Source organism: Paramagnetospirillum sp., assembly GCF_058402745.1.
On sequence record NZ_JBZVFI010000019.1, the window covers coordinates 323342 to 346598 of the forward strand.

At 62.3% G+C, this 23257-nt stretch carries 16 protein-coding genes and 3 pseudogenes; 8 read left to right on the plus strand and 11 right to left on the minus strand.

The features are described 5' to 3' along the window. Positions 1 to 32 precede the first annotated feature (32 nt). Genes ACV4UZ_RS20815 through ACV4UZ_RS20830 form a run of 4 tightly spaced genes read right to left on the minus strand, consistent with a single transcriptional unit; the run spans position 33 to position 11536 of the window. Positions 33 to 1298: an efflux RND transporter periplasmic adaptor subunit gene (locus ACV4UZ_RS20815; protein WP_491602699.1), complete on the minus strand. Its 1266-nt coding sequence runs from the start codon at positions 1296 to 1298 to the stop codon at positions 33 to 35. Next, entirely contained in the window at positions 1295 to 2011 is a 717-nt protein-coding gene (locus ACV4UZ_RS20820) for an efflux RND transporter periplasmic adaptor subunit (RefSeq protein WP_491602700.1), read from the minus strand. The genes ACV4UZ_RS20815 and ACV4UZ_RS20820 overlap by 4 nt, the downstream gene beginning before the upstream one ends. Beyond that, positions 2008 to 3711 (minus strand): TolC family protein, encoded by a 1704-nt coding sequence (locus ACV4UZ_RS20825; protein WP_491602701.1) that lies wholly within the window; start codon positions 3709 to 3711, stop codon positions 2008 to 2010. The genes ACV4UZ_RS20820 and ACV4UZ_RS20825 overlap by 4 nt, the downstream gene beginning before the upstream one ends. A 25-nt stretch (positions 3712 to 3736) precedes the next feature. Then, complete coding sequence (locus ACV4UZ_RS20830) at positions 3737 to 11536, minus strand: DUF4347 domain-containing protein (RefSeq protein WP_491602702.1); 7800 nt, start codon at positions 11534 to 11536, stop codon at positions 3737 to 3739. A 220-nt stretch (positions 11537 to 11756) separates the two neighbouring features. Here ACV4UZ_RS20830 and ACV4UZ_RS20835 point away from each other — a divergent pair, with 220 nt between their 5' ends. After that, the gene (locus tag ACV4UZ_RS20835; protein WP_491602703.1) at positions 11757 to 12473 is read left to right on the plus strand and encodes a helix-turn-helix transcriptional regulator; all 717 of its coding nucleotides are present in this window, start codon (positions 11757 to 11759) and stop codon (positions 12471 to 12473) included. A gap of 138 nt (positions 12474 to 12611) precedes the next feature. On the opposite strand, the pseudogene ACV4UZ_RS20840 reads toward ACV4UZ_RS20835, so the two are convergent. From ACV4UZ_RS20840 to ACV4UZ_RS20850, 3 genes and pseudogenes are all read right to left on the minus strand, one after another. After that, positions 12612 to 12938 (minus strand): annotated as a pseudogene (locus tag ACV4UZ_RS20840) (integrase core domain-containing protein); the annotation flags it as partial. Beyond that, positions 12886 to 13398, minus strand: coding sequence for a hypothetical protein (locus ACV4UZ_RS20845; RefSeq protein ID WP_491602704.1), 513 nt, complete (start codon positions 13396 to 13398; stop codon positions 12886 to 12888). The gene ACV4UZ_RS20845 and the pseudogene ACV4UZ_RS20840, both read right to left, overlap by 53 nt. 26 nt (positions 13399 to 13424) lie before the next feature. After that, entirely contained in the window at positions 13425 to 13649 is a 225-nt protein-coding gene (locus ACV4UZ_RS20850) for a nitrous oxide reductase accessory protein NosL (protein WP_491602705.1), read from the minus strand. Positions 13650 to 13918: 269 nt separating this feature from the next. Between ACV4UZ_RS20850 and ACV4UZ_RS20855 the strand changes: the two genes are divergently transcribed. After that, on the plus strand, positions 13919 to 14260 hold the full coding sequence (locus ACV4UZ_RS20855) for a hypothetical protein (RefSeq protein WP_491602706.1): 342 nt from the start codon (positions 13919 to 13921) through the stop codon (positions 14258 to 14260). 72 nt (positions 14261 to 14332) lie between these two features. Next, complete coding sequence (locus ACV4UZ_RS20860) at positions 14333 to 14836, plus strand: helix-turn-helix domain-containing protein (protein ID WP_491602707.1); 504 nt, start codon at positions 14333 to 14335, stop codon at positions 14834 to 14836. Here the strand turns inward: ACV4UZ_RS20860 and ACV4UZ_RS20865 are convergent. The 4 genes from ACV4UZ_RS20865 to ACV4UZ_RS20880 all read right to left on the minus strand — a co-directional run bounded on the left by ACV4UZ_RS20865 (position 14833) and on the right by ACV4UZ_RS20880 (position 18515). Beyond that, positions 14833 to 15789, minus strand: a complete 957-nt coding sequence (locus ACV4UZ_RS20865; protein ID WP_491602708.1) for an IS630 family transposase — start codon at positions 15787 to 15789, stop codon at positions 14833 to 14835. The two genes, ACV4UZ_RS20860 and ACV4UZ_RS20865, sit on opposite strands and share 4 nt — an antisense overlap. Positions 15790 to 15804: 15 nt before the next feature. Then, positions 15805 to 16815, minus strand: coding sequence for an IS30 family transposase (locus tag ACV4UZ_RS20870; protein ID WP_491599453.1), 1011 nt, complete (start codon positions 16813 to 16815; stop codon positions 15805 to 15807). Positions 16816 to 17643: 828 nt separating this feature from the next. After that, positions 17644 to 18066, minus strand: coding sequence for a DUF2442 domain-containing protein (locus tag ACV4UZ_RS20875; RefSeq protein ID WP_011383455.1), 423 nt, complete (start codon positions 18064 to 18066; stop codon positions 17644 to 17646). After that, positions 18063 to 18515, minus strand: coding sequence for a hypothetical protein (locus ACV4UZ_RS20880; protein ID WP_011383454.1), 453 nt, complete (start codon positions 18513 to 18515; stop codon positions 18063 to 18065). Before ACV4UZ_RS20880 ends, ACV4UZ_RS20875 begins: the two co-directional genes overlap by 4 nt. 502 nt (positions 18516 to 19017) lie before the next feature. Here ACV4UZ_RS20880 and ACV4UZ_RS20885 point away from each other — a divergent pair. The 5 genes and pseudogenes from ACV4UZ_RS20885 to ACV4UZ_RS20905 form a co-directional block, all read left to right on the plus strand. Next, on the plus strand, positions 19018 to 19614 hold the full coding sequence (locus ACV4UZ_RS20885) for a hypothetical protein (RefSeq protein ID WP_011383453.1): 597 nt from the start codon (positions 19018 to 19020) through the stop codon (positions 19612 to 19614). Between the two features lie 15 nt (positions 19615 to 19629). Further along, positions 19630 to 20202 carry a hypothetical protein gene (locus ACV4UZ_RS20890; protein ID WP_011383452.1) on the plus strand — a complete coding sequence of 191 codons (573 nt, stop codon included), beginning with the start codon at positions 19630 to 19632 and terminating at the stop codon, positions 20200 to 20202. Positions 20203 to 20963: 761 nt separating this feature from the next. Next, positions 20964 to 21719 (plus strand): annotated as a pseudogene (locus tag ACV4UZ_RS20895) (IS3 family transposase); the annotation flags it as partial. A 540-nt stretch (positions 21720 to 22259) separates the two neighbouring features. Continuing rightward, the gene (locus ACV4UZ_RS20900; protein ID WP_491602709.1) at positions 22260 to 22844 is read left to right on the plus strand and encodes a helix-turn-helix domain-containing protein; all 585 of its coding nucleotides are present in this window, start codon (positions 22260 to 22262) and stop codon (positions 22842 to 22844) included. A gap of 77 nt (positions 22845 to 22921) precedes the next feature. Beyond that, positions 22922 to 23185: pseudogene (locus ACV4UZ_RS20905) on the plus strand (IS3 family transposase); the annotation flags it as partial. Between the last annotated feature and the right edge of the window lie 72 nt (positions 23186 to 23257).

Here is a 23257-nt window from a genome sequence, read left to right on the forward strand (position 1 = left end):
TGTGCCTCTGTGGTTAATCCCCATGGTCAGCCTCAAAAGCCGATGACCTGACGCACCGTCGCCAGCGGGCGGCGGAAGATCCACCACACCAGGGGCACGGTGTCGCCGTCGATGCGGGCGGTGCCTTTCAGGCCCAGGCGAGGCTTTTGGGGAGAGGTCAGGCTGGCACGGACCCGGTGGGCGATGGTGGAATCTGGGCGCGCACTGGCTTCGTAGGCCACCGAGCGGACCTTGGCCTTGACCGGGCTCAGCGGATCGGTGTTGAGGAAGAAGGTCAGTGTGCCATCCACCCGCACCTCGCCCACATCCGATACCGAGACCCAGGCTTCGATCTCGGTGTCGGTCTCGTCGGCCACCGCCATCACCTTTTCGCCCACCACCACCGGACGGCCGATCCAGTCGGCGGCATCATCGAACACGGCGATTCCGGGACGCGGCGCCTTGGCCTCGATGCGGGCCAGCTGGCTTTCCAGCAGACGGACTTCGGCGGCCTTTTCCTCGGCCTTGCCGGCCAGGATGGCCACCTGCGCCTTGGCCTTGGAATCGAACACCATGGCCTGGGCGGCCTGGCGGTATTCAGCCTCCGCGGTAGCCTGGGTCTGGCGGGCCACGTCCAGGCGTCCGGTCAAAGTGGTGGCATCCAGCGAGAACAGCACCTGGCCTTCGGCGACCGCATCGTTCGGTCTGACCAGCACCTTGTCCACCACCCCGTCCAGGGGGGCACGCACCATCACCGGATGGGCGGGCACGCTTTCGGCAGGCGCCAGGACCGAGCCGGTGACGGGGAAGAACAAGGCAGCCAGTCCCAGCGCGCCCACGGCCCAGGCGCGGCGGCCCGTCGGCATTTTGAAGGCAAGCTTGCGCGGGGACAGTGCGGTGCGGGTCATGCCGACCAGATCGGCCAGACGCTCCAGCAGGGCGACTTCGCCTTCGATGAAGGGCTCGTCACGGGCGAACAGCAGAGTGGCGGACCCGCAAGGTAGCACCAGACCATGGGCGGGCAGCCACTCGCCCCATTGACCGGCCAGACGGTCGGGCAGGCAAGCGGCATCGACAGGGTTGGGATGATCGGCCCGCATCTGGCGGATGGCCTGATCCAGCCACAGCACATAGGGCGCGTTGGCCTCCACATTGGCCGCCCCCGACAGGGCGACCACACCATCATCCCACAATACGGCCTGACGATAGGGCACCAGGGTATGGGCCAGATTGATTGCGGCGAACTCGCCCTCCACCGCCCGCTTGGCCTTCAGGATCCGGTGTTCGAGCTCAAGCCAGGCATGGATGATGTCGGTCATGGGGGCGAGAGCAGAACTCTGCCCGACATGCCCGCCGACAATTCCGGGAAGTGGCCGCCGATGGCGCCGGTGATGCGCACCGACTGGCTGACCGGATCGATGCGGGCTCCCACTCGGGTCAGCTTCACCGGATAGGTCTTGCCTGTCTCGTCGATGGCCACCTGGAAGCCGTGGCCGGGCTTCAACCACACCAGCCATTTGCTGGGCACCACGAAGTCCAGCTCCAGCACCGAATCGTCCAGCACATCCAGCAGGGCCTGGCCGGGCTGGACATATTGCTGGGCGCGGACCTTCTGTTCCACCACGCGGCCGTCGAAGGGGGCCGGCACAGCGCATTTGGCGGTTACCGCTGCACCGGCGGCTTCACGGGCACGGGCCTTGTCGCGTTCGGCCAGGGCCACATCGCTTTCCAGCTTGCCGATGGTCTGCAATTCCAGAAGCCGGGCGTTGACCGCCACCGTCTTGTCGGCGGCCGACAGGGCAGCCCTGGCCTCGGCCAGCTGCGCCCGCTGGATGGAACAGTCGAAGGCGATCAGGACGTCGCCCTTCTTGAAGCGGTCGCCTTCGCGGGCCGAGATGCGTTCCACCTTGGCCCCGATCTCGGCGGCCAAGGTGGTGAAATCGCGGGGGCTGAGCTGGGCCCGCAATTCCTGGCCCAGCGCCGGCACGCTTCCCAGCACCAAAAGGATGATGGCGGGAAGACCCGCCTTCATGGCGCCGAGGCCTGGGTCAGGTCGCGGATATGGGCGATGTTGCGTCCCACGTCGGTCCTGACCATATCCTCGCTCTCCTCAATTCCTAGGAAGCGCGAGACGCTGTTCAGCCAGCCTCCCCCAATGGGTTGATCAGGCAAGGCCGGTTGCACAGGGGGTACAACCGGCTGGGAAGCCAGGATTGGGGATTCCTGCTTCGCCTTGTTGTCCGAGGCCCCCCAGGTCGCCAGCCGTTCGGCGACGGCTGCCGACAGGCCGGGAAGGTCGTGGCTGGCAACGCTCTCGGGCATCAGGTCCTGCCCCAGGGACGCCTGCATCTTGGCGTAGGATTGTTCCACCTGGGCATAGGTCTGGAAGCGGCGCAGGGCCGAGGCGATGGCCGAGGCGCGGCCCGCCACCCGTTCCAGCATGCCCTGGGCGTCATTGGCGGTCTTGGCCTCCGACAGTTGGAACAGCCGGGCATCCACCCGCCACAGCTTGTCGGATTGCTGGTACTGGCTGATGGAGTTGCGGAACTGGCGTTCCGACACATGCACCTGGGCCAGGACTGCCATGCGCAGCGCAAGACGCTTGGCCTTGCCCACCTCCTCGGTGGTTTCGGCGTATTTGATGGCGTCGGGGCCGCTGACCAGATTCATCAGGTTCCACGACAGTTTTGCCCCGGCTTCGTACCAGTGGTTGGCCATCAGGAACGAGTTGTGGTCGTAATTGCGGCTGGCGGAAAAGGTGATGCCGGGGAACAGCCGGGCGATGGCCTTCCTGGTGTCGTTGGCGGAAATGCGGGCCTGATAACCCTGCTCGCGCAGATCCGGGTTATTGACGAAGGCAACTTCCTCCATCTTTTCCAGATCCAGATCCCAGGCCGGCACGGTCATGTCCTTGGGCACATCCAGCACCAGCTTGGTGCCAGGAGGCGCGTTGATCAGGGCGGCCAGCTCGATCTCGGCGGTGCTGAGTTCCTGCTGGATGGCGGTCAGTTGGCGCAGGGTTTCCAGCAGGCTTTTCTGATAGCGCAAAGCCTCGGCCGGCGCCTTCAGGTTTTCCTTTTCCACCGTCTCGGCGCGATCCAGCGCCACCTTGGCCTCGGCGACGGCGGTGTCGACGTCGGCCTTCAATTCCTGGTGAGCGGCCGCCCGCCAGTAGGCAAAGCGTACTTCCTGCACCAGATTGTGGACGGCCTTGCGCTTGCGCTCGGTGGCGATCAGGGCGCGGTCGGCATTCTGCCTGGCGGTAAAATAGGACAGGCCGAAATCCAGGACGTTCCACGACAGCCCCAGGTCCATGGTGTAATTGTCCCGATCCGTCGAATAGGTGGGATTGGACGTGCTGGTGGTCTGGGTGATCAGATCACGTGAGCGGGTGGCGTTAGGCTCCGACCGGCTGGTGAAATTGGTGTTGGCCACCAGCTTGGGCAGCATGTCCCAGCGGTCGATGTCGGTCTGGCCCAGGGCCAGGGCCTCTTCCATCACCTTGGCGCGGCGATCCAGATTGTGCTTCAGCGCGCGGGCGATGGCCTCGGATACGGTCAGCGGACCCGTCAACGGCTCACCCGATCTGAACATGTCGGCGCGATCATCCTTCGAGCTTTGGGCAAGTTGCTCGGGGGTGAAAGGCTCGGGCGTCATGGCGCAGGCGGAAAGCAGCGCGACCAAAGACACGGATGCCAGCAGGCGCTTGGCACCGAAAGCGGAAATAAGCATAACCATCCCCCTTGATAAACGCGCCCTACGCGGCCTTCCCGCCACGCTTGACGGCTTCAAACATCGCGATCTGACGGGCGACACCGCCCTTGAAACTCAAGGCATGCAATTGCTCGGTCAGGCTGGGGCGGCCGATCGGCTTAGTGTTGGCCTGTTTGGCCCCGTCCATAGGCCCAGCATCACCGGTACGACCGGGAACACCCTGGGGTTGGCCTTCTCCGCCTTGCGGCTGTCCTTGGCCTTCACCTTGGCCCAGGCCTTCGCCACCGCGACCGCCGGGGGCGATGTTGCCCTGACCGGCGGCACCGACGACGATCTTGAAGGTCTGCACGGCCTCGCGGCCGTCCTGGTCGCGGGCCACCACCTTGACGACCACCTCGCCCTTGAAGCCGGGCGGCGGCGTGCCCTCGAAGGTGCCGGTCTGCGGGTTGAAAGCCATCCAGGCGGGCAGCGCAGCGCCGGTGTCGCGGGTTGCGGTCAGGGTGACCGTGGCGTCGGCCTTGGTGTGGGCGAAGGCTTCCGATGGCACGGTCACGGCGATGCGGGTGCCCTCGGCGATCACCGCGTCGCGCACCGGCGCGTTGACCACCAGGGCGTCACCACCCCCAGCCGCCTTGACGGCCACCGCCACCTGGAAGGCTTGCGCCGACGGAGCGGTCAAGGTCGCCGGGATCACCGCGACCTGGGCCGGGCCTGTGGGGGTCAGAGTCGGTGCGGCAGGCGCTTGGGTCGGCGTAGTCACCGTAACCGTTGGCGCTTGGAAGGTTATCGGAGCAGGCGTGTTGTCGCGCACCACCGTCAGCAGTGGCGCCACCGGGCCGCTATCCTTGGGCGGGGCTGGCTTGGGGGCCTCGACCACCGGCGGCGGCGCGGGCGGCGGGGGGGCGGCAGGCGGAGCCACCACCGGGGCCGGAACGTTCGACACCGTCACGCCGTTGCCGGTCAGGTCGGCGGCGGCGACATTGGAGCCCCGATTCCAGCTGCCAGCCGCAGCCAGGTTGTAGGTGGTGCCGCCATTGGACGCCGTGCCGTTCTTGTTCAGCAAGGCATTGATGGCGGTCTTGTCGGCGTTGTTCAGCGTCACCGTGAAGCTGGTGCCCGAGGTGACCTCAACATCCGTGCTGGTGAGCGTATGGGTGGTGCCGGTGCCGCCGGTGAGCGTCAGCTTGGTCAGATCGATGTCGTTGGCGGCCCCGCCGCGCTTAAGCAGACCAGTGCCGGTCACGGTCAGGGTGCCGGTGCCGTAATCATAGGTGGCGCTGGTCACCGTGGGGGCGGCGACGTTGGACACGGTGATGCCGTTGCCGGTCAGATCGGCCACATTGACGGCCGTGGCTGCACCCGCCGCCCAATCCTCGGCCGCCGCCAGGTTGTAGGTGCCGGTACCAGTAGACGACGTGCCATCCTTGTTGAGGATCAAGTTCAGTGCCGCCTTGTCGGCGGCGGACAGCACGATGGTGAAGCTGGTGCCGTCGGTGATCTCGACGCTGGAGGTGGTCAGCGTATAGGTCTCGCCGCCCTCGCCGGTGATGGTGAATTTGGAGACGTCCACGTCGTTGGCCGCCCCCGACTTCTTCAGCAGGCCGGTGCCGGTGACCACGAAGGTGCCGGTACCCGCGTCATAGGTGGCGCTGGTGATGGTGGGCGTGTCCGGATTGGACACCGTCACCGCGTTGGTGGCATCCGCCGCCCCCGACACCGCGCCAGACCAATCGGCGGCGGCGGCGATGTTGAAGGTGGTGCCGCCGGTCGAACTGGTGCCGGTCTTGTTGAGGATCTGGTTCACCGCCGCCTTGTCGGTGGCGTTCAGCGTCACCGTGAACTGGGTGGCCGAATCCCGCTCGACGCTGGTGGTGGTGAGCGTATAGGCCGCCCCACCTTCGCCGGTCAGCGTCAGCTTGGACACGTCGATGTCGTTGTTGGCCCCGCCGAACGCCTGGATGTTGGTGCCGGTCACCACCAGGGTGCCGGTATTGGCGTCATAGGTGGCCGAGGTGATGGCCGGATTGATGCTGACCGTGATGGCGTTGCCGGTGGCATCGGCGATGTCCACCACCGCTTCGGCGGCATTCAGCCAATTGTCGGCGGCGGCCAGGTTATAGGTGGTGCCGGTGCCCGATTGGGTGCCCAGCGCGTTCATCAGCGCCGCCACATTGGTCAGGTCGGTGCCCGACAAGGTGGCGGTGAAGCTGGTGGCGCTGGTGATTTCCACCTGCGTTGCCGTGGTCAGGGTGAAGGTGGCGTTGTTGCCGCCGGTGAAGGTCAGCTTCGACAGGTCGATGTCGTTGGCCGCACCCACCTTCTTGAACAAATTGGTGCCGGTCACGGTCAGCACGCCGGTGTCGGAATTGAAGGTGGCGCTGGTGATGGTGGGCGTCGCCACATTGCTGACCGTGGCGCCGTTGCCGGTGGTATCCGAAATGTCGGAGGCCGAGGGCGATCCCGCCATCCAGTCGTCGGCCGCAGCCACGTTGTAGGTGGTGCCGCTGCCCGACGACGTGCCGGTCTTGTTGAGCAGACCGCGCACATTCATCAGATCGCTGGCGGACAGGGTGATGGTCGCCGCCGTGCCGCTGGTGATTTCCACGTTGGCGGTGTCGGTCAGGGTGTAGGTGTCGCCATTCTCGCCGGTGAAGGTAAACTTGCTGGCGACGATGTCGTTGGTGGCGCCGGTGATGTTGACGAAATTGGTGCCGGTCAGCACCAGCGTGCCGGTATTCCAGTCGAACGTGGTGCTGGTGATGGTGGGCACCGCCCAGTTGGACACGGTGATGCCGTTGCCGGTCAGGTCGGCCACGGTGACGGCCGCATCGGCGCCCACCGCCCAATCCTCGGCTCCGGCCAGATTATAGGTGGTGCCGCCCACCGACGAGGTGCCGTCCTTGTTGAGCAGCGCCTCGACGTTATGGATGTCGGCACCGCTTAAGGTGAGGGAAAAGCTGGTATCGCTGGTGATTTCCACATTGGTGGTGGAGGCCAGGGTATAGGTCGCCCCGCCCTGCCCGGTCAGCGTCAGCTTGGTCAGGTCGATGTCGTTGGCCGCCCCGGATTTGGAGACAAAGCCGGTGCCGGTCACCACCAGCGTGTTGGTGGTGTAGTCGTAGGTGGCAGAGGTAATGGCGGGGGCCGCCATGTTGGACACGGTGACCGGCGTGGTTCCATCCACCACGTTGACCGCCGCCTCGGCGCCCGCCGCCCAATCCTCCGCCGCCGCCACGTTATAGGTGGTGCCGCTGGTGGAAGAGGTGCCGTTCTTGTTGAGCATGCGGTTCACCGCCGACTTGTCGGTGGCCGATAGGGTCAGAGTGGCGGTGGTGCCGTTGGTGATCTCGACGTTGCTGGTGTCGGTCAGCAGATAGGTCGCCCCGCCTTCGCCGGTCAGCGTGAACTTGTTGGCGACGATATCGTTGGTCGCCCCCGACAGTTTCAGGAAGCCGGTGCCGGTCAGGGTCAGGACGCCAGTGCTGGCATCATAGGTGGTGCTGGTGATGGTCGGCGTGGTCGGGTTGGACACGGTGATGCCGTTGCCGGTGGTATCCGCCACATTGACCGCCGCCGCCGCACCCGCCGCCCAATCTTCCGCCGCCGCCAGATTGTAGGTGGCGGTGCCGGTGGCGCTGGTGCCCGCCTTGTTGAGGATCTGGTTCACCGCCGCCAGGTCGGTGGCGTTCAAGGTCACGGTAAAGCTGGTGCCGTTGGTGATCTCGACACTGCTGGTGGTCAGCGTATAGGTCGCGCCACCTTCGCCGGTGATCGTCAGCTTGCTGACATCGATGTCGTTGGTGGCGCCCGACAGCTTCAGGAAGCCGGTGCCGGTCACCACCAGGGCGCCGGTCGAGGCATTGTAGGTGGCGCTGGTGATGGTGGGCGTGTCGGGGTTGCTGACCGTCACCCCATTGGTGGCGTCGGACGTGTCGCCCGCCGTCACGTTGGTGCACCAATCGTCGGCGGCTGCGATGTTGAAGGTGGTGCCGCCGGTGGACGAGGTGCCGGTCTTGTTCAGGATCTGGTTCAGCGCCGCCTTGTCGGTGGCGTTCAGGCTGACGGTGAACTGGGTCACCGAATCCCGCTCCACATTGCTGGTGGTCAGGGTATAGGTCGCGCCACCTTCGCCGGTCAGGGTCAGCTTGGACACATCGATATCCATGCCGCCGCCATTGGCCTGGATGTTGGCGCCGGTCACCACCAGGGCACCGGTGTTGGCGTCATAGGTGGCGCTGGTGATGGTCGGCGCGATGCTGACGGTGACGGCGTTGGTGGCGTCGGCGATGTTGGTGCCGGAATCCTGCGCCGCCAGCCAACCATCGGCCCCGGCCAGGTTATAGGTGGTGCCACCGGACGAGGTGGTGCCGATCTGGTCGAGCAGGGCGTCCACCCCCGTCTTGTCGGCCCCGGTCAGGGTCATGGTGAAGCTGGTGGCGCTGGTCACCTCGATATCCGCCGTGGCGTTGTCGATGGAGTAGGTGCCGCCGCCCTGGCCGGTCAGCGTCAGCTTCTGCACGTCGATGTCGTTGGTGGCCCCCACCTTCTTGAACAGATTGGCGCCGGTGACCGTCAGCACGCCCGAGGTGGAATCGTAGGTGGCGCTGGTGATGGTCGGCGCGGCGACGTTGGATACGGTCGATCCGGTGGTGGCGGCGGCGATGTCGGTGGCCGACGGGCTGCCGGCCATCCAGTCATCGGCGGCGGCGACGTTATAGGTCACCGCGCCCGAGGATTGGGTGCCGTTCTTGTTCAGCAGGCCCCGCACGTTCAGCAGGTCGGTGGCCGACAGCGTAATGGTGGCCGCGGTGGCGGATGTGATTTCCACATTGCTGGTGTCGGTCAGGGTGTAGGTGCCGCCCTCGCCGGTGAAGGTGAACTTCGACGCCACGACGTCGTTGGCGGCCCCCGACAGATTGACGAAATTGGTGCCGGTCAGCACCAGGGCACCGGTGTTCCAGTCGAAGGTGGTGCTGGTGATGACGGGTGCGGCCCAGTTGGACACGGTCACGCCCGAAGTGGCGTCGCCGATGGCGGCGTTGTCGCCGCGCAGGAAGCTGGCGGCGGCGGCGATGTTATAGGTGGTGCCGCCCACGGACGAGATGCCGTTGGCGTTCAGCAGGGCCTCGACATTATGGATGTCGGCACCGCTCAGGGTGACGGTGAACTGGGTGCCGGACTCCACCTCGACGTCGGTGCTGGTAGCCAGGGTATAGGTGGCTCCGCCCTGGCCGGTCAGGGTCAGCTTGGTCAGGTTGACGTCGTTGGCGGCACCCGACGAGCGGACAAAGCCGGCACCCGTCACCACCAATGTGTTGGTGGCATAATCATAGGTGGCGCTGGTGACGGTGGGGGTGACCAGATTGCTGACGGTGACGCTGGAAGTGGCATCCACCACATTGACCGCCGCTTCCGCGCCCGCCGCCCAATCTTCCGCCGCCGCCACGTTATAGGTGGTGCCGCCGGTCGAGCTGGTGCCCGCCTTGTTCATGATCAGGTTGACGGCGGCCTTGTCGGTGGCCGACAGGGTCAGCGTCGCCGACGTCGCCCCGGTGATCTCGATATTGGCGGTGTCGGTCAGGGTATAGGTGGCCCCGCCTTCACCGGTAAACGTGAACTTGTTGGCGACGATGTCGTTGGTGGCCCCATTCAGCTTCAGGAATCCGGTGCCGGTGAGGACCAGGGTGCCATTTGTGGCGTCATAGGCCGTGCTGGTGATGGTGGGCGTGGTCGGGCTGGACACGGTGATGCCGTTGCCGGTCAGATCGGCCACATTGACCGACGCCTCGGCGCCCGCCGCCCAATCCTCGGCACCCGCCAGATTATAGGTGGTGCCGCCGGTGGCGCTGGTCCCCGCCTTGTTGAGGATCTGGTTCACGCCAGCCAGATCAGTGGCGTTCAGCGTCACGGTAAAGGCGGTCCCAGAGGTGATTTCCACGCTGCTGGTGGTGAGCTGATAGGTCGCGCCGCCTTCACCCGTGATCGTCAGCTTACTGACGTCGATATCGTTGGTGGCCCCCGACAGCTTCAGGAAGCCAGTGCCGGTCACCACCAGGGCACCGGTCCCGGCGTTATAGGTGGCGCTGGTGATGGTGGGCGTGTCGGGGTTGCTGACCGTCACCGCGTTGCCGGTCGTATCGGAAATGTCGCCATTGGTGATGACCGTATTCCAGTCATCGGCGGCGGCGACGTTATAGGTGGTGCCGCCGGTGGATGCGGTGCCGGTCTTGTTGAAGATCTGGTTCAGCGCCGCCTTGTCGGTGGCCGACAGCGTCAGCGTGGCGCTGGTGGCGCTGGTGATCTCCACATTGGCGGTGTCGGTCAGGGTATAGGTGGCCCCGCCTTCGCCGGTCAGGGTGATCTTGTTGGCGGTGATGTCGTTGGTGGCACCCGACGCCTTCACCATGTTGGTGCCGGTCAGAACCAGGCTGCCATTGCTGGCGTCATAGGTAGCGCTGGTGACGGTGGGCGTCTGCACGTTGCTGACGGTAACGGCATTGCCGGTCAGATCGGCATTGCCGGTACCATGCCAATCCGCAGCACCGGCCAGATTAAAGGTGGTGTTGTCCACCGCGCTGGTGCCCGCCTTGTTCAGCAGACCTTCCACGTTCATGGCATCGGTGTCGTTCAAGGTGACGCTGAACGACGTGGTGGTGCTGGCCGTGATCGCCCCGGTCTCGGTCAGGGTATAGGTCGCCCCGCCCTGCCCGGTCAGCGTCAGCTTGGTCTCGTCGATGGCATTGCCCTGGGTCATGCCGGTACCGGTTACGGTCAGCACGTTGGTGCTGGCGTCGTAGGTGGCCGAAGTGATGGCGGGACCGGCTGGAGCGGTGCTGGAAGAGGTGAACGAGAAGATGATGGTGCCCGCGGCATTCGCCCCGTCGGGAGTGGTGAAGGTGATGCTTTTGTCGTTGCCGGTGCAGGATGCCGAAAAGTTTTCGGCCTGTGCCGAGGTGCCGCCGGTACGGCTGGCAGTCAATATCTTGTCGAGGGTCCCGCCGCTGAACACTACTTTGAAACCGGCGGTGTTATTGGTAAAGCCGTCGACAATGGTCAGCGTGATGGTCCCGTTGTTGCCACTATTGGCCACGTCGAGCAGATAGAGGTTATTGCCTCCGCTAATATCGAGTTCTATTTCGCCGTTGGTGCTGTTGACGGCAACGGTAGCCAGACCGAAATCCTCGTCGGAGGTGCCGACGACGGTGACGTTGGCACCCGTCACCGACAGATCGCCGCCAAAGCCATCCAGCTGCAATGCGGCGGTTCCAATGGTGCCGGTGCTGGCTTCCAGCGCCCAATCGCCCCCCTGGCCGGTGACGTCATCCGACGCCGCCACGTCGGCCCCGGTGGATGCTGCCAGGGCGGCAATGAAATCCTGACCCGCCTGTCCACTGGCCACATCGCAGCCATACAGCATCAAATCGCCGTCATCGGTCAGCGATTGACCCAGCCGGGTCAGGGCCGCCAGGACTGTCTCATCGGACAAGGATTGAAGCGTGATGTTTCCCGCCCCCAGGGACAGGGTTGCCTGGGCCCCGTGCGACAGCACATGAATGGAATCATAGCCCGCATGGCTGTCGGCCCATTGGGCCATCTGCTCCAGCCCATCCTGTCCGGCGGCCAGGATCACCACCTCGATGCCTGGGCGGATGCCGTCCACCAGCGTCTGATAACCCTCGACCGCGCTATCGACGAAGGCCACTTCCTTGCGCTCTTGGCCAGACGCCGCCGGGGCCGGGCTGTCGCTCTCCGTCTCGGCCGAGGCAACCGGATCATCGGCCACGACCTGCGCCACATCGACGGCTCCGGCCCCGTCGAACATGATCCGGGGTTCCAGAGCCATGATCATCGCGCCAACGCGACGATGCCCAGTTGAACGTCTGGTTTGATGCTTGGAACGAGCCATGATCGATATCTCAGTCTGAAAGCCGGTTCGGGGCGATTTCCCCCGGGGATTATGGGATGGCTTTCAAAAACCCGCCCCCACGGTTTTCCGTGGTGGACAGAGTTCTGGAAACTGTGAATATGACAAAAATAATAGAATGAATGGTGGGGGAGGGCTTGTGACCTGTAACGGGTGGTCGGAGCTACAACTATTCTCTGATAAGGCGAGAGAGGCCTCGGATGCCGAGGCGCTCTATGCTGTTTTTCTGAACACCATCACAAGCCTGGATTACCCCTTGATCATGTACGGGGCCTTGCGCAACCATCCCGAGATGGGCAAGCCATGGATCAAGAGCACCTATCCCAAGGAATGGCTTGATCACTACGTTGCCAGCGGCTATGCGCTGACCGATCCGACGCGCACCTTCCTGATCAGTTCCGCACGCCCCTTCACCTGGGCGACCCTGATCAAAAGACTGGACGGCGCCGGACATGTGATCTTCGACGAAGCCAAGCGGTTCGGTCTGCACAGCGGCATCACCGTTCCCGTTCATGGCCCGCGCGGCGAATGCGTCGGCATCGGCCTGGCTTCGCCCACAATCGGCCTGGACACGCCGGAAATGACCGATCTGCTGGGCCAGATCTGTTACCAGTTCCATACATCGTATCGAAGCCTGGCCGGCCATGACGTCAATGACATGCCACGCCTGACACCGCGTGAAATCGAAATATTGCTATGGTGCCGGAACGGGGCAAGAAATCATCAAATCGCTGAACAGTTGCGCATTTCGATGAATTCCGTCGAATGGCATCTGCGCAACATATTCGACAAGCTGGGGGTTTCAAATCGCACGTCGGCAGTCGTTCGAGCCATACAGTTCAATCTTATCGTCTAATAAGCGCACACCCATTGGAAACCGTGGGTTACTAATTTCAGTGATTTCGCCATGCTGCTGATAGACCTGACGCCTTTCAGGCACGCACCACCATCAAAGGGTAATCCCCCCGTTTTTAACGGGGTGAGAACGTAGAACTCACGCGGCCAATTTGAGTTTCTGGGCGGGTGTGATACCGCCGATGGCCATATTGGGTCTGTCGTTGTTGTAGGTCCATAGCCAATCTGTGGCGTAGTCCTGCACCTCCTGGATGGTTTCGAAGAGAAATTGGCCTAGCCATTCGTGGCGGACCGTGCGGTTGTAGCGCTCCACATAGGCGTTCTGCTGCGGTTTGCCGGGCTGGATGTGTTGGAGAGCAATACCCCGCTTCCCGGCCCAAGCCGCCAGCGTGCCGCTGATGTATTCCGGGCCGTTATCGACCCGAATGGACGCAGGCCTGCCCCGCCATTCGATGATGCGGTTCATCGTCGATAATGGCCACACTCTTAAGGGTCCGCTCGCCGCGTTGGCGCCGCCATTCATCAAAAAAGGCGTCGAGCGCGACGCCCTCGACCTCGGGGGCCTCTCCCAATTCCGGGAGACAGGACGCCAGGGCGCGGGCTTGGGCCGCCACCGCCAACATACCGCCGGGATTGGTGTTGATCTCGATCAGGCGAGGCCCGTCCGGAGTCAGGTGGAAGTCAAAGCCCAGGATCCAGCCGCCCAGGCCGTGATCGGGCAGGCCGTCACCCCGGGCAACCTCCAACGCCGCCTCCACCAGCGACGGCGTCGCGAAAACCGCGTGCAGCGCCCACACCGCCTGTTCCACCCGCTCGATCTCGTGGCGTGGCAGAACCACGGCGCTAGGCGACAGCAAGCCCTGGCGATTGCGCAGGGACAGGCATAGTCCGGCATCGGCGATATCGGCTTCCAGAGCCGCCCACATCCGGTCCTCGGGAACGCAAACAGCCTTCACTTCACTCCGCCCTTGTCGAGGCTTTTCAGCAATTCGGCGCCGACCTGATCGAAGGTCAGGATACGCTTGCCCTTGTGATCGGCCATGAACTCGTCCGCATCGGCCTTCGAGGCCAGCGGCACCAGTTCATGGCCCATGGGCCCCAGCACGTCGGAGCCGACCACGAAGAACGCCCCACGGGCATCCAGGGTCTTCACCCCGTAATAATCGGTCACCGCCACGATGGCGATGTCGCCGGAACCATGGCCGGGGGCATAATCCCGACAGGATCGACCGGGCCATTACCCGTTCGGGGAGGCTGGATCGTCACATTATGATCGGGCTACCAGACGAGAGTGGCCTGACCAAAATCTTGCGCCATCACCTTGGCGATGATCTTTCCGGCGTAGACTTGTCTGCCGCCGCCAAACTGGGCCTCGGCGGTACAGGGGCAGACGCGGCTCGCTGGGTCCGGGGCGCCAAGCGTCGCGGGCGACAAGGAGCCCGGTCCATGCTCATGGCAGATCTTATCGCTGAAATCCGGGGCAATGCACCGGACGTGTGCCCTTCCATCCTTCGTCGTTGTGCAGTCCACGAGGCCGGTCACGCCATTGCCATTGCCGTCCTCCATCCCGCGACATTGCGCCATGTCAGCATCAGGCAGACTTCAGCAACGGGAGGCGGCGTGATCAGCCTGCGACCTGAACTCGACCTGGCTACATCCGCCGATATCGATGAGTTGATTACGATCCAGCTGGCAGGCCGGGCCGCCGAAGAGATTATCCTCGGCACGGCTTCAAGTGGATCTGGCGGTGGAGTCGAGAGTGATTTGGCTAATACCAGCCTGCGCTGACCGCGACTCACGAAGGGGATTCCCAAGAAGGGCAGAATGTGAGTCACTCTGGCAAACAGCCGGAGATTTGCCGTGGCAGCGCCGATCCCCCTTCGCCTCGATTATGATGGTCCCGTCCTTCGGGCTCTTGCTCGTCGGTCGAGGGATGCTGACCAGACGCGTCGTCTTCTGGCGCTGGCGTCAATCTACGACGGTGGCAGCAGGAGATCGGCGGCCAAGCTGGGCGGGGTTGGCCTGCAAATTGTCCGGGATTGGGTTGTTCGGTTCAACACGCACGGCCCGGTTGGCCTGATCGACCGCAAGGCTCCTGGTCCGGTGTCGAAACTGAACACCGCCCAACGCCAGGCCTTGGTGGACAAAGTGGAGCGCGGCCCGATCCCGGCGGTGGATGGCGTCGTCCGCTGGCGGCTCAAGGATTTGGCCCTGTGGATTTTCGAGGATTTCGGCATCTCGCTGGATGAGACGACGCTGGGGCGGGAACTGAAGGCCCTGGGCTTCCGCAAGCTGTCGGCCCGCCCCCGCCATCATGCCCAGAACGGCGATGCCGTCGAGGATTTTAGAGCGGCGTGCGTTTAATCTGAAACATACCCGGCTTCCCTGAGGTAGTTCCAGCATTCGTCTGGGGTGTAGAGATCGCAGATATTGCCGACGGCCTTCCAGAGGTCGTCGATGGTGCGCGTGCCGATCCGTCGGAGATGAGCCTTGAGTTTGGCAAAGGCCATCTCGATTGGGTTTAGGTCTGGGCTGTATGGGGGTAGGAACAGGAACCAGGCGCCTCTCTCCTTGAGGATGGCCTTGGCCTTCTCGCTTTTATGGCTGGAGAGGTTGTCGAGGATGACGACGTCGCCCGGCTGGAGCGTCGGGGCCAGTTGGGTCTCGACGTAGACCTCGAAGGTTTGTCGGTTCATGGGGCCGTTTATGATCCAGGGTGCCGTCAGACCGTCACAGCGCAAGGCGGCGATGAAGGTTTGGGTTCCCCAGTGGCCGAATGGCGCGCGGGCCTTGAACCGTTGCCCTCGCGGTGCCCGTCCCCGCAACCGGGTCATCTTGGTGGTGGTGGCGGTCTCGTCGATGAACGCCAGCCGGTGAGGCTCCTGGCACATCCGGGGCTGGCGGTGGCTCAGCCAGGTCCGGCGCTCCGCCACCACATCATCGCGACCGGCTTCGGTGGCCAGCAGCGTTTTTTTGACGCTGAAGCCTTGCCCGATCAGAAACCGCGAGAGTGACGCCGGGTGGGCCGTGACGCCGCATTCGGCCTTCAGCTTGGCCGCCAGTTCCGGCATCGTGATGTCGCCTTGCGCCTCCACCCAGCCGGTCAGAAGAGCGGCAAAGGCCGCCAGCTTACCACCGCCCGGCGGACGGCCTTGCCGCAAGGGCTCCAACGAACCCGTCGCCGCCATCCGTTGTGCAAGACGGACGCTGGTCGCGGCGCTCACTCCAAAATGCCGAGCCGCCGCTCGCCGCGATTCGCCGTGTTCGATCTTACCGTAAACACGGACCCGAAGATCTGATGATAGCCATTTGCCCATGATCCACCGATGGACTCACATTTCAAGTGCAACACCGAGATCGATGGCTTTTCCGAGGAAAGCCTCAAGCGGAGTTCGATATCCGAGGCACTTTCGCGGGGTGAGGTTGTAGTCCATGGCCAGGTCGTCCAGATCGGCCTGGGAAACTGCCGCGAGATCTGTTTTTCGCGGCAGTCCCCGCCGCATTCGCCCGATGGCGTTCTCGACGCCGCCCTTCTGCCAGGGGCTATGGGGATCGCAGAAATAGGTTTTCATGCGAAGCCTTGTCTTCAGGCGGCGATGGGCCGCGAATTCAGAGCCGTTATCGAAGGTGATGGTGCGGCGCTGCTCGGCAGGAAATCGCCGCAGCATGGCGGTCAGGCTGTCGGCGATTGGCTCGGCGGCTTTGCTGAGGTGATGCCGGAGCAGAAGCAGGCGCGAGCTACGTTCGTGCGCCACCAGGACGGCTTGGCGATAGCGGGAGAACAGCATCAGATCGGCTTCCCAGTGGCCGGTCTGGCGCCGGTCGGCGACCTCGGCGGGACGCTCGGCTACCGGCACTCGCTGGGGAATGAAATGCACCGAGCTGCCGCCCTTGCGGCCACGCCAGCCACGCTGAAACTTGGCGCGCGGCAGCAGCCGGTGCAGATAGTCCTTGTGGCTGTTCACGCGCCAGTAGATGTAGCGGTAAATTGACTCGTGGCTGATCACCGGCCTACCTTGCTCAAGCTCGAGCCGCCCGGCGATCTGCTCCGGGGACCATCCCATCGCAAGGCCGTCCAAGGTCAGTTTCCTGAGCGCGCTCGAGCGCTCCAGTTTGTAAAGCTTGCGCCGCCGCCGGGCGCGGGCCTGGATCATCGCCCAATCCACCTTGTAGCCGACTTGGGCGCCACTGTTGCGCTCCAGCTCTCGGCTGATTGTTGACGCCGCCCGGCCCAAGGCCCGGGCAATGGCTCGCCGAGATTTACCGTCTGCATGCAGACGGTAAATCTCGCACCGCTCATCCAGACTGAGCTGATTGTATCGTTGTCCCATCGCAGCACCCATTATAGCGGGTGATCGAGGTTGAAACCTTGAATGGGGATGAGGTGCTGGCCCTGCTGTTGCCCGGAACGCCGTCGCCAGACCAGGAGGCTTGCTGATGGGCGCCATGGTCCGAACTTCATGGTCGTCGCCACGATGCGTCAAATGACGACAGGGAGCAGCAGAACGGCGCCTCTGGGCGCCATTTCAAACGGACACGGTACGGACACAGATTTTCGCGGACACGGGGCCAAGAATCAAAAAGCCCGTAACTTATTGAAGTTACGGGCTAATTTGGTTGCGGGGGCAGGATTTGAACCTGCGACCTTCAGGTTATGAGCCCGAAGCTTATCCCCTTGACCAGAGCCAATTTGCCGGGCAAACCCCAGAAAACCTGCCAAATTCCGTCCTGTCGAGTCCTCTCCAATCCTCTCTAGTTCCCGCTCGCATTGGAGCAAATTTGGAGCAAAAGAGAGGACACGGACACCCCGATGTTCGCAAAAAATTCTAGCACCGCAGGATGACGAGGTCATCAGAATTTCGGGCACGCGAAGAGGACCGATACGCAGCCCGATAGGTGAGATGCCCGCGGCGATCTGGTTAATACGCCCTATCGCTGATCGCCGTCACGGCCGAGCCGTTCGCGGTCTGAGCCGCATCGACCTGCCGGGGATAGCCTCGGCCGCCCTGGTAGTTAGGTTGTTGAGGCTTTTTACTTCGTTGACGGCTACAGCGGAGTCAAATGCGCCAGCCCACACGGCGGCAGCGCAATTATGTTTCAGCGTTTCAATGAATCTTGTACAGGCCCTCTCTCTCCTCGGCCATCGTTCGATGGACTCGGTCCGGCCCGGGTCAAGCGACCTTCGTCTTCACCGGCCGGCCGCCCTTCCTGCCGTTTTCGCGGGAGCTTTGCGCCTTGGCGTCAGAGGACGCCGATCCACCCTTTCGTCCAAGGGCCGAGGCCATCAGATGCGGCGAAATGAACCCGGTCACCAGACCGTGGACATTGATGTGAATGTCATGGGCGTCTAGCAGAAGACCGGTGCCCACCGGCGAGATCTCCAGCTTGCCCATGTCTTGGGACGGGATCTCGGCAAGTTCGGCCACTGCCGAACGAAGTAAGACCAGACCCCAGCCGTCCACCATGGTTAATTCTATGGCGTCCCGCACGGGATCATAGCGCACCGAACCGGCGCGAAACTCTGTCACCATGCGGCGGTGCCCAGCTTCGATCGCCTGTGACAGTTCTTCGCTCGTGACTTGGATCCCGTTCATCGTTCAACCTCTCCATCACCTGCGTTGATGCTCACCGTCGACCCGTCCGACATGGCCAGCGTCAGGACGGTGCTGCCGGGATCGTACTTGGCCCCCAAGACCTGTGACGCCCCTTTCCTGCCCTTCTTCAATACGGCTGGCACGCCCTCCGCCGAAACCCTGATCCACCTGTTGACGAGGCAGGTATCCCCGTAAATCCGCCACCACCCACGTCGGCAGAGATCCAAGTGCTGCCCAACTTCATCCAGCAGTTTACCAAGGGTTCGCCTCGTCGGCTCGTTCGCGACAGGCAGCACCTCCATCAGCACCACGTTGTTATCGACAAAGGAAATCTCAACCTTGGCTTCCCAGCGGTCCGCCCAGTTCAACGCATGCACATGTGGCGGGCAATGATCCTCAGTCTGGATATCGACACGCGCGTTGGCACCGGCTGAATGAAACAACTTCATGATACACGATAACCTATACGCTTAGGTTTTTTCAAGGTGGCTGACTAATGCCGGATGCGAGCACGTGATGTGAGCCTTGAGCTGTATCCGCACCCTGGCTGAAATGCCCCCCCAATCGATACAAAGCTTATTTTATAGGCTGCTTTAGCCGGACGCCGGGTCCACCCTCCCCTTCGTATCGTCCATCACCAAATAAGGTGATACCAGCCTGCTCCAACGCCGCCTGCAGCGCATCGGTCGTGCGGGCAAGCCCCCCGACCGGACCATGAATCTTCTCTAGGCGCTTGATCGTCTCGATCGACAGCTTTGCCGCTTCAGCAAGATCCCTTTGCTCCCACCTGAGCAGAGCTCGAGCCGCGCGAATTTGTTCCCCAGTCAGCAATTAACACCTCAGGTGTAAAATATTGCACCCAGGGTGTTGACACCTGAGGCGCTTGCAGTTACACTCTAGGGGTAATGACGAATTCCGACCACCAAATTCTAAAGCTGGCTGAGGATCAAAATGCTCTCTCCGAATCACCATATGGAAAGTACATGGATTAGCACCCGCCCAGATCTCACACTCGCGCAGATTCTCCATGCAACGGCGACCGGCGGGGTTCGCGCAGACTGCGACAGCCGCATGCTGGAAATGCTTATAACGGCCCAATCCATCGCAGTGTCGGAGATCGAGATCCTGATCCCGGATGCGATCGATCAATTGCTCGTACCCGCGCGTCATGGCAACGAAGGTCCCGCGCATCGAAATCTCCGCCGCCTTGGGCTGGTCTTGGCGAAGGCAATCGACCCGCATGCAGGCGTATCGTTGGAGCATTGGGTCCCCTGTGGCTCGGCCCATGCATTGATCGATATTTTCGCCGAGACTCGCCATGGTCGGATTGCCATCGAATGCGGAACCCGCGATGGACGTGACATTCCTCGCCTGCTGAAGGCTTCAGCCGATCACGTTGTCATCCTCCCATTTGCCGGTTGGCAAGGGAGCCGTTTCAACGCCTTGGGATTTTCCAACCAGCACGCCCGCCCCCTTCCTCGTATCACCTATACCGCCATGGTTGCTGCACTCGAGATGCAGGACCTTGACGCTATCAACACCATCTAAATAAGGACGCCCACTATGCTTAACCTGCCCCAAGATTTCCCCATCACAACAGACACCCTTCTTACCAGTCTTAAGGCGCTGCAACTTCCCTCATTGCTGAAACGTGGCATGCTTGGATTGACCCAGCAGAAGACGGGTCGCTTCAGGGCTGACCAGGACATCGACGATATGGCACGCTTGGTGTATGCCCCGACGGCGATCCTGCTGCGGTTCATTGCAACAACGCCTGGCCTTGCCCTTCCTCTGCTTTTCCCGACCCCTCGTGAATTTCTCAAGACCCTGAGGAGTGCTTTTCCAACTGAACCAGACCTTCAGGAGATTTCCCTCCCACTCGGACTTGAAAAGTCGGCGGCATCCCGCTGGAATCGCGGATTGAATTCGCGGCCATACACGTCCGCTCAGGTTCTCATGGCATTAATTACGGCCGATTCGGCTAGGATCGTCGAGCGATGGCAGATTGTCACTCGGATGGCGGCGCTCGAAGCGGAATTGCGCGGGATCGACCTTGCCACTGCAGGCAGCTGGGGAGATCGCCCTCAAGCGTGGATCCCTCGCCTGAAAAAGGATTCTCAACCCAACATTCACTGATCACCTCGCCCCCGGCGACAGCCTAATCCTTCCAAAATAAACTGAGGTCCACCATGGCGCCCAGAAAGCCCAAATGCCCCCCCATGCCCAAAGATGATCAGGAGACTCTTACCGATCCAATCGAGATTCCGCTCGAAGCCACAGACGTCCAAAACAAGAATCCGGTCCAGGTCGCTGCCGAAATTGCTCTGAGGCACGTCCTGCAACGGCATCCCAGCCTCTGTTTGCCTGCCGAATCGGGCTTAGCCGTGGTCATCGAGGTTCCGAGCAGCACTTGGGTGGAACCCATAGCCAATGCCTGGCAACTGATGGTGACATCACCCGGCACACAATACGTCAGCGGCGATTCCAATGATTGGCGATGGGGATGCGTGAATCCTGCGGGGCGGTGGGTTGAATTCAAGCGGAGCGGCACCAGGAAGGGCGAATCCCAGTCGGAGGGAAATGGAGCCGTAGCAGCAACCTTGGCCGGTGGCGGCTCTGTGCTGGGTATCTCCCATGTTCCCGATCGCCTCCTGCCAAAGGATTTGTTGCGGGTAGCCGACCACCGGCTTGTTGTGCCGCCCCTGGACTCCACAACCCTGCATGAGATTATCCTGACAATGACCAACTCGGTTCCGGCCGAGCCCATTTCCGATGAATTGGCACGTCGCTGCGACATCGAAGATATTGCCTTGGCAAGCCGCCCTGGCGACGGAGCCGATACCATTTTGCAGAGGCTGCGCCGTCTCGTTGAGACGCGGAACCAAGTTCCAGCCATCAACCTCCGGCGGCGTTTCGGCTATCGTCGGCTGTTCATCCTGCTGCACGAGACGGGGGAGCCATCGGGACTGAGCCGTATCTATCGGCTTTATCGCGAGGAGGGCTTGGCGGTGCGCAAGCGTAAGACCCGGCGCAAGGCCATTGGCAGCCGTGCCCCGATCCTGGTCGAGGCCCGCGCCAACGCCCGCTGGTCGCTGGACTTCGTCCATGACCAATTGGCCTGTGGACGGCGGTTCCGCATCCTCAACGTGGTCGACGACGTGACGCGGGAGTGCCTGGCCGCCATTCCCGACACCTCGATCTCGGGGGCCAGGGTGACCCGTGAACTGTCGGCGCTGATTGCTCGGCGAGGGCGACCAGAGATGATCGTCTCGGACAACGGCACCGAGCTGACGTCCAATGCCGTCCTGGCCTGGAAACAGCAGCAGCGGATCGACTGGCATTACATCGCGCCGGGAAAGCCCATGCAGAACGGCTTCGTCGAAAGCTTCAATGGCCGCATGCGCGACGAGTTGCTCAACGAGACGGTCTTCACCAGCCTGCCCCAGGCCCGGGCCGTCATCGCCGCCTGGGCGGACGACTACAACACCGCCAGACCACACTCATCCCTGGGATACCAGACCCCGGCGGCGCACGACGCCAAACTCAAGGCAATGGGGCCATCCTCTCCGCCCCTCCGGGGCTCCGAGACCGGCCCCATTGCCCACACCGCGCCAGACGGCGTAACTTTGCCAAAGGCTCTACTTTTCGCCGGAGGAAAGTTCCCGAGCAGGTCAGCTCGACGGCGAGATTTTCACCACCATGCCCACGACGAACCCGTCCGGAATCGCCATCAAAATCGACATCCTATGCCCATCTGGCGACAGGATGTCGATTTTCGGATCTTCATCACCATGCTGACACCAAGTGTGAAGCGATCTCCCAGATCAAAATTCCATTGTGTACGCGAGGCGACGACCAACTCACTGGTAACAGGTTTCGATTCCGCATTAATTAGCGCCGGGTTAGCCCATAAATCTGCCAATTCACAAACAACGTTCGATCTGTTTGCAGAAAAAATAGACCACCACTTCACTTTTTATAGTGACTTTCGCTACCATGATTCAATGCAACATGGAGCACGACATGGATCACCTCATTACCCCCGGAGAGCTTATGACGATTCTGAGGCTTCCAAGCCTTAAATCGCTTTATTGCTTTCTTTCGGCCAATCCTGATGCTGTCCCGCCTCCGATCAGGATTGGCCGCCTTCTTCGCTGGAAAAGTTCGGCCGTCCAAGCCTGGATCGAATCACAATGACAGAGGCGCAAAAGCCGTACTCATTGGCCGCTCGAATGAGTGTGCTGTCACAAATCATGAAGGACCCTCGACTGAATGATAGCTCACGCAGAGTCGGCTTTGCGCTTATCAACCGAATAAACAGCCAAAACGGGCAATGCTTTCCAAGCTACGAGCGGATTGCATCGGATGTCGGGCTGTCGAGGGCGGCCGTTGCTACTGCGATCAAGACACTGCTTCTGTGCGGCTACTTTACCTACACCGCTGGTGGCGGTAACAAAAACAGTCAATTCCCTGGGGAGCGACGGGGAAGATCAAATGTCTACCAGTTACAGCTAAATCAAAACCATCCACCACGCTCACAAGAACCGTCCAACTCTGCCAGGAACAACCGTCTTGAGCAGGGGGTGAAACAGTCCAGCGCGCCAGACTCTAACCTATCTTTAATAACCGATTCAAAACAAAGCCAAACAAACCTAATGGAGAATACCGCCAATTTTATCGCTCACGATTTCGATTCGCCAGCCATCATCCTGCAGGGGCTTCTTGAAGATCTCCTTGATGAGCTAAATACTAATGCCACGCCGAACTCGTACGAATAGTCTGAGCCAGTCTGTAGGCAGCAGCTTTTCGACCTCCTCCCCTCGCTATCCGGTGTGGATAGTGCTGGGACAGCCCCCGCTCGACGCAGCGACGTGAGCTACAGGATCGGGATGATGAAGAGGCACTGACCGCCGACGTCATCACCCTGGCTCGCCAGTATGGCCGCTATGGCTACCGCCGGATTACGGCCCTGCTGCGTGACGCAGGTTGGACCGTCAATCCCAAGCGGGTCGAGCGGATCTGGCGGCGGGAGGGGCTTAAAGTGCCACCAAAGCAGCCCAAGCGGAGCCGTCTTTGGCTCAACGATGAGGCATGCATGCGGCTAAAGCTGCGCCTGCCTCAATGCCGGCGCCTCGACCTGCTGTCGATATCGCCAGCATGACCAGCGATGAATTGCTTGCCGCCATCACGC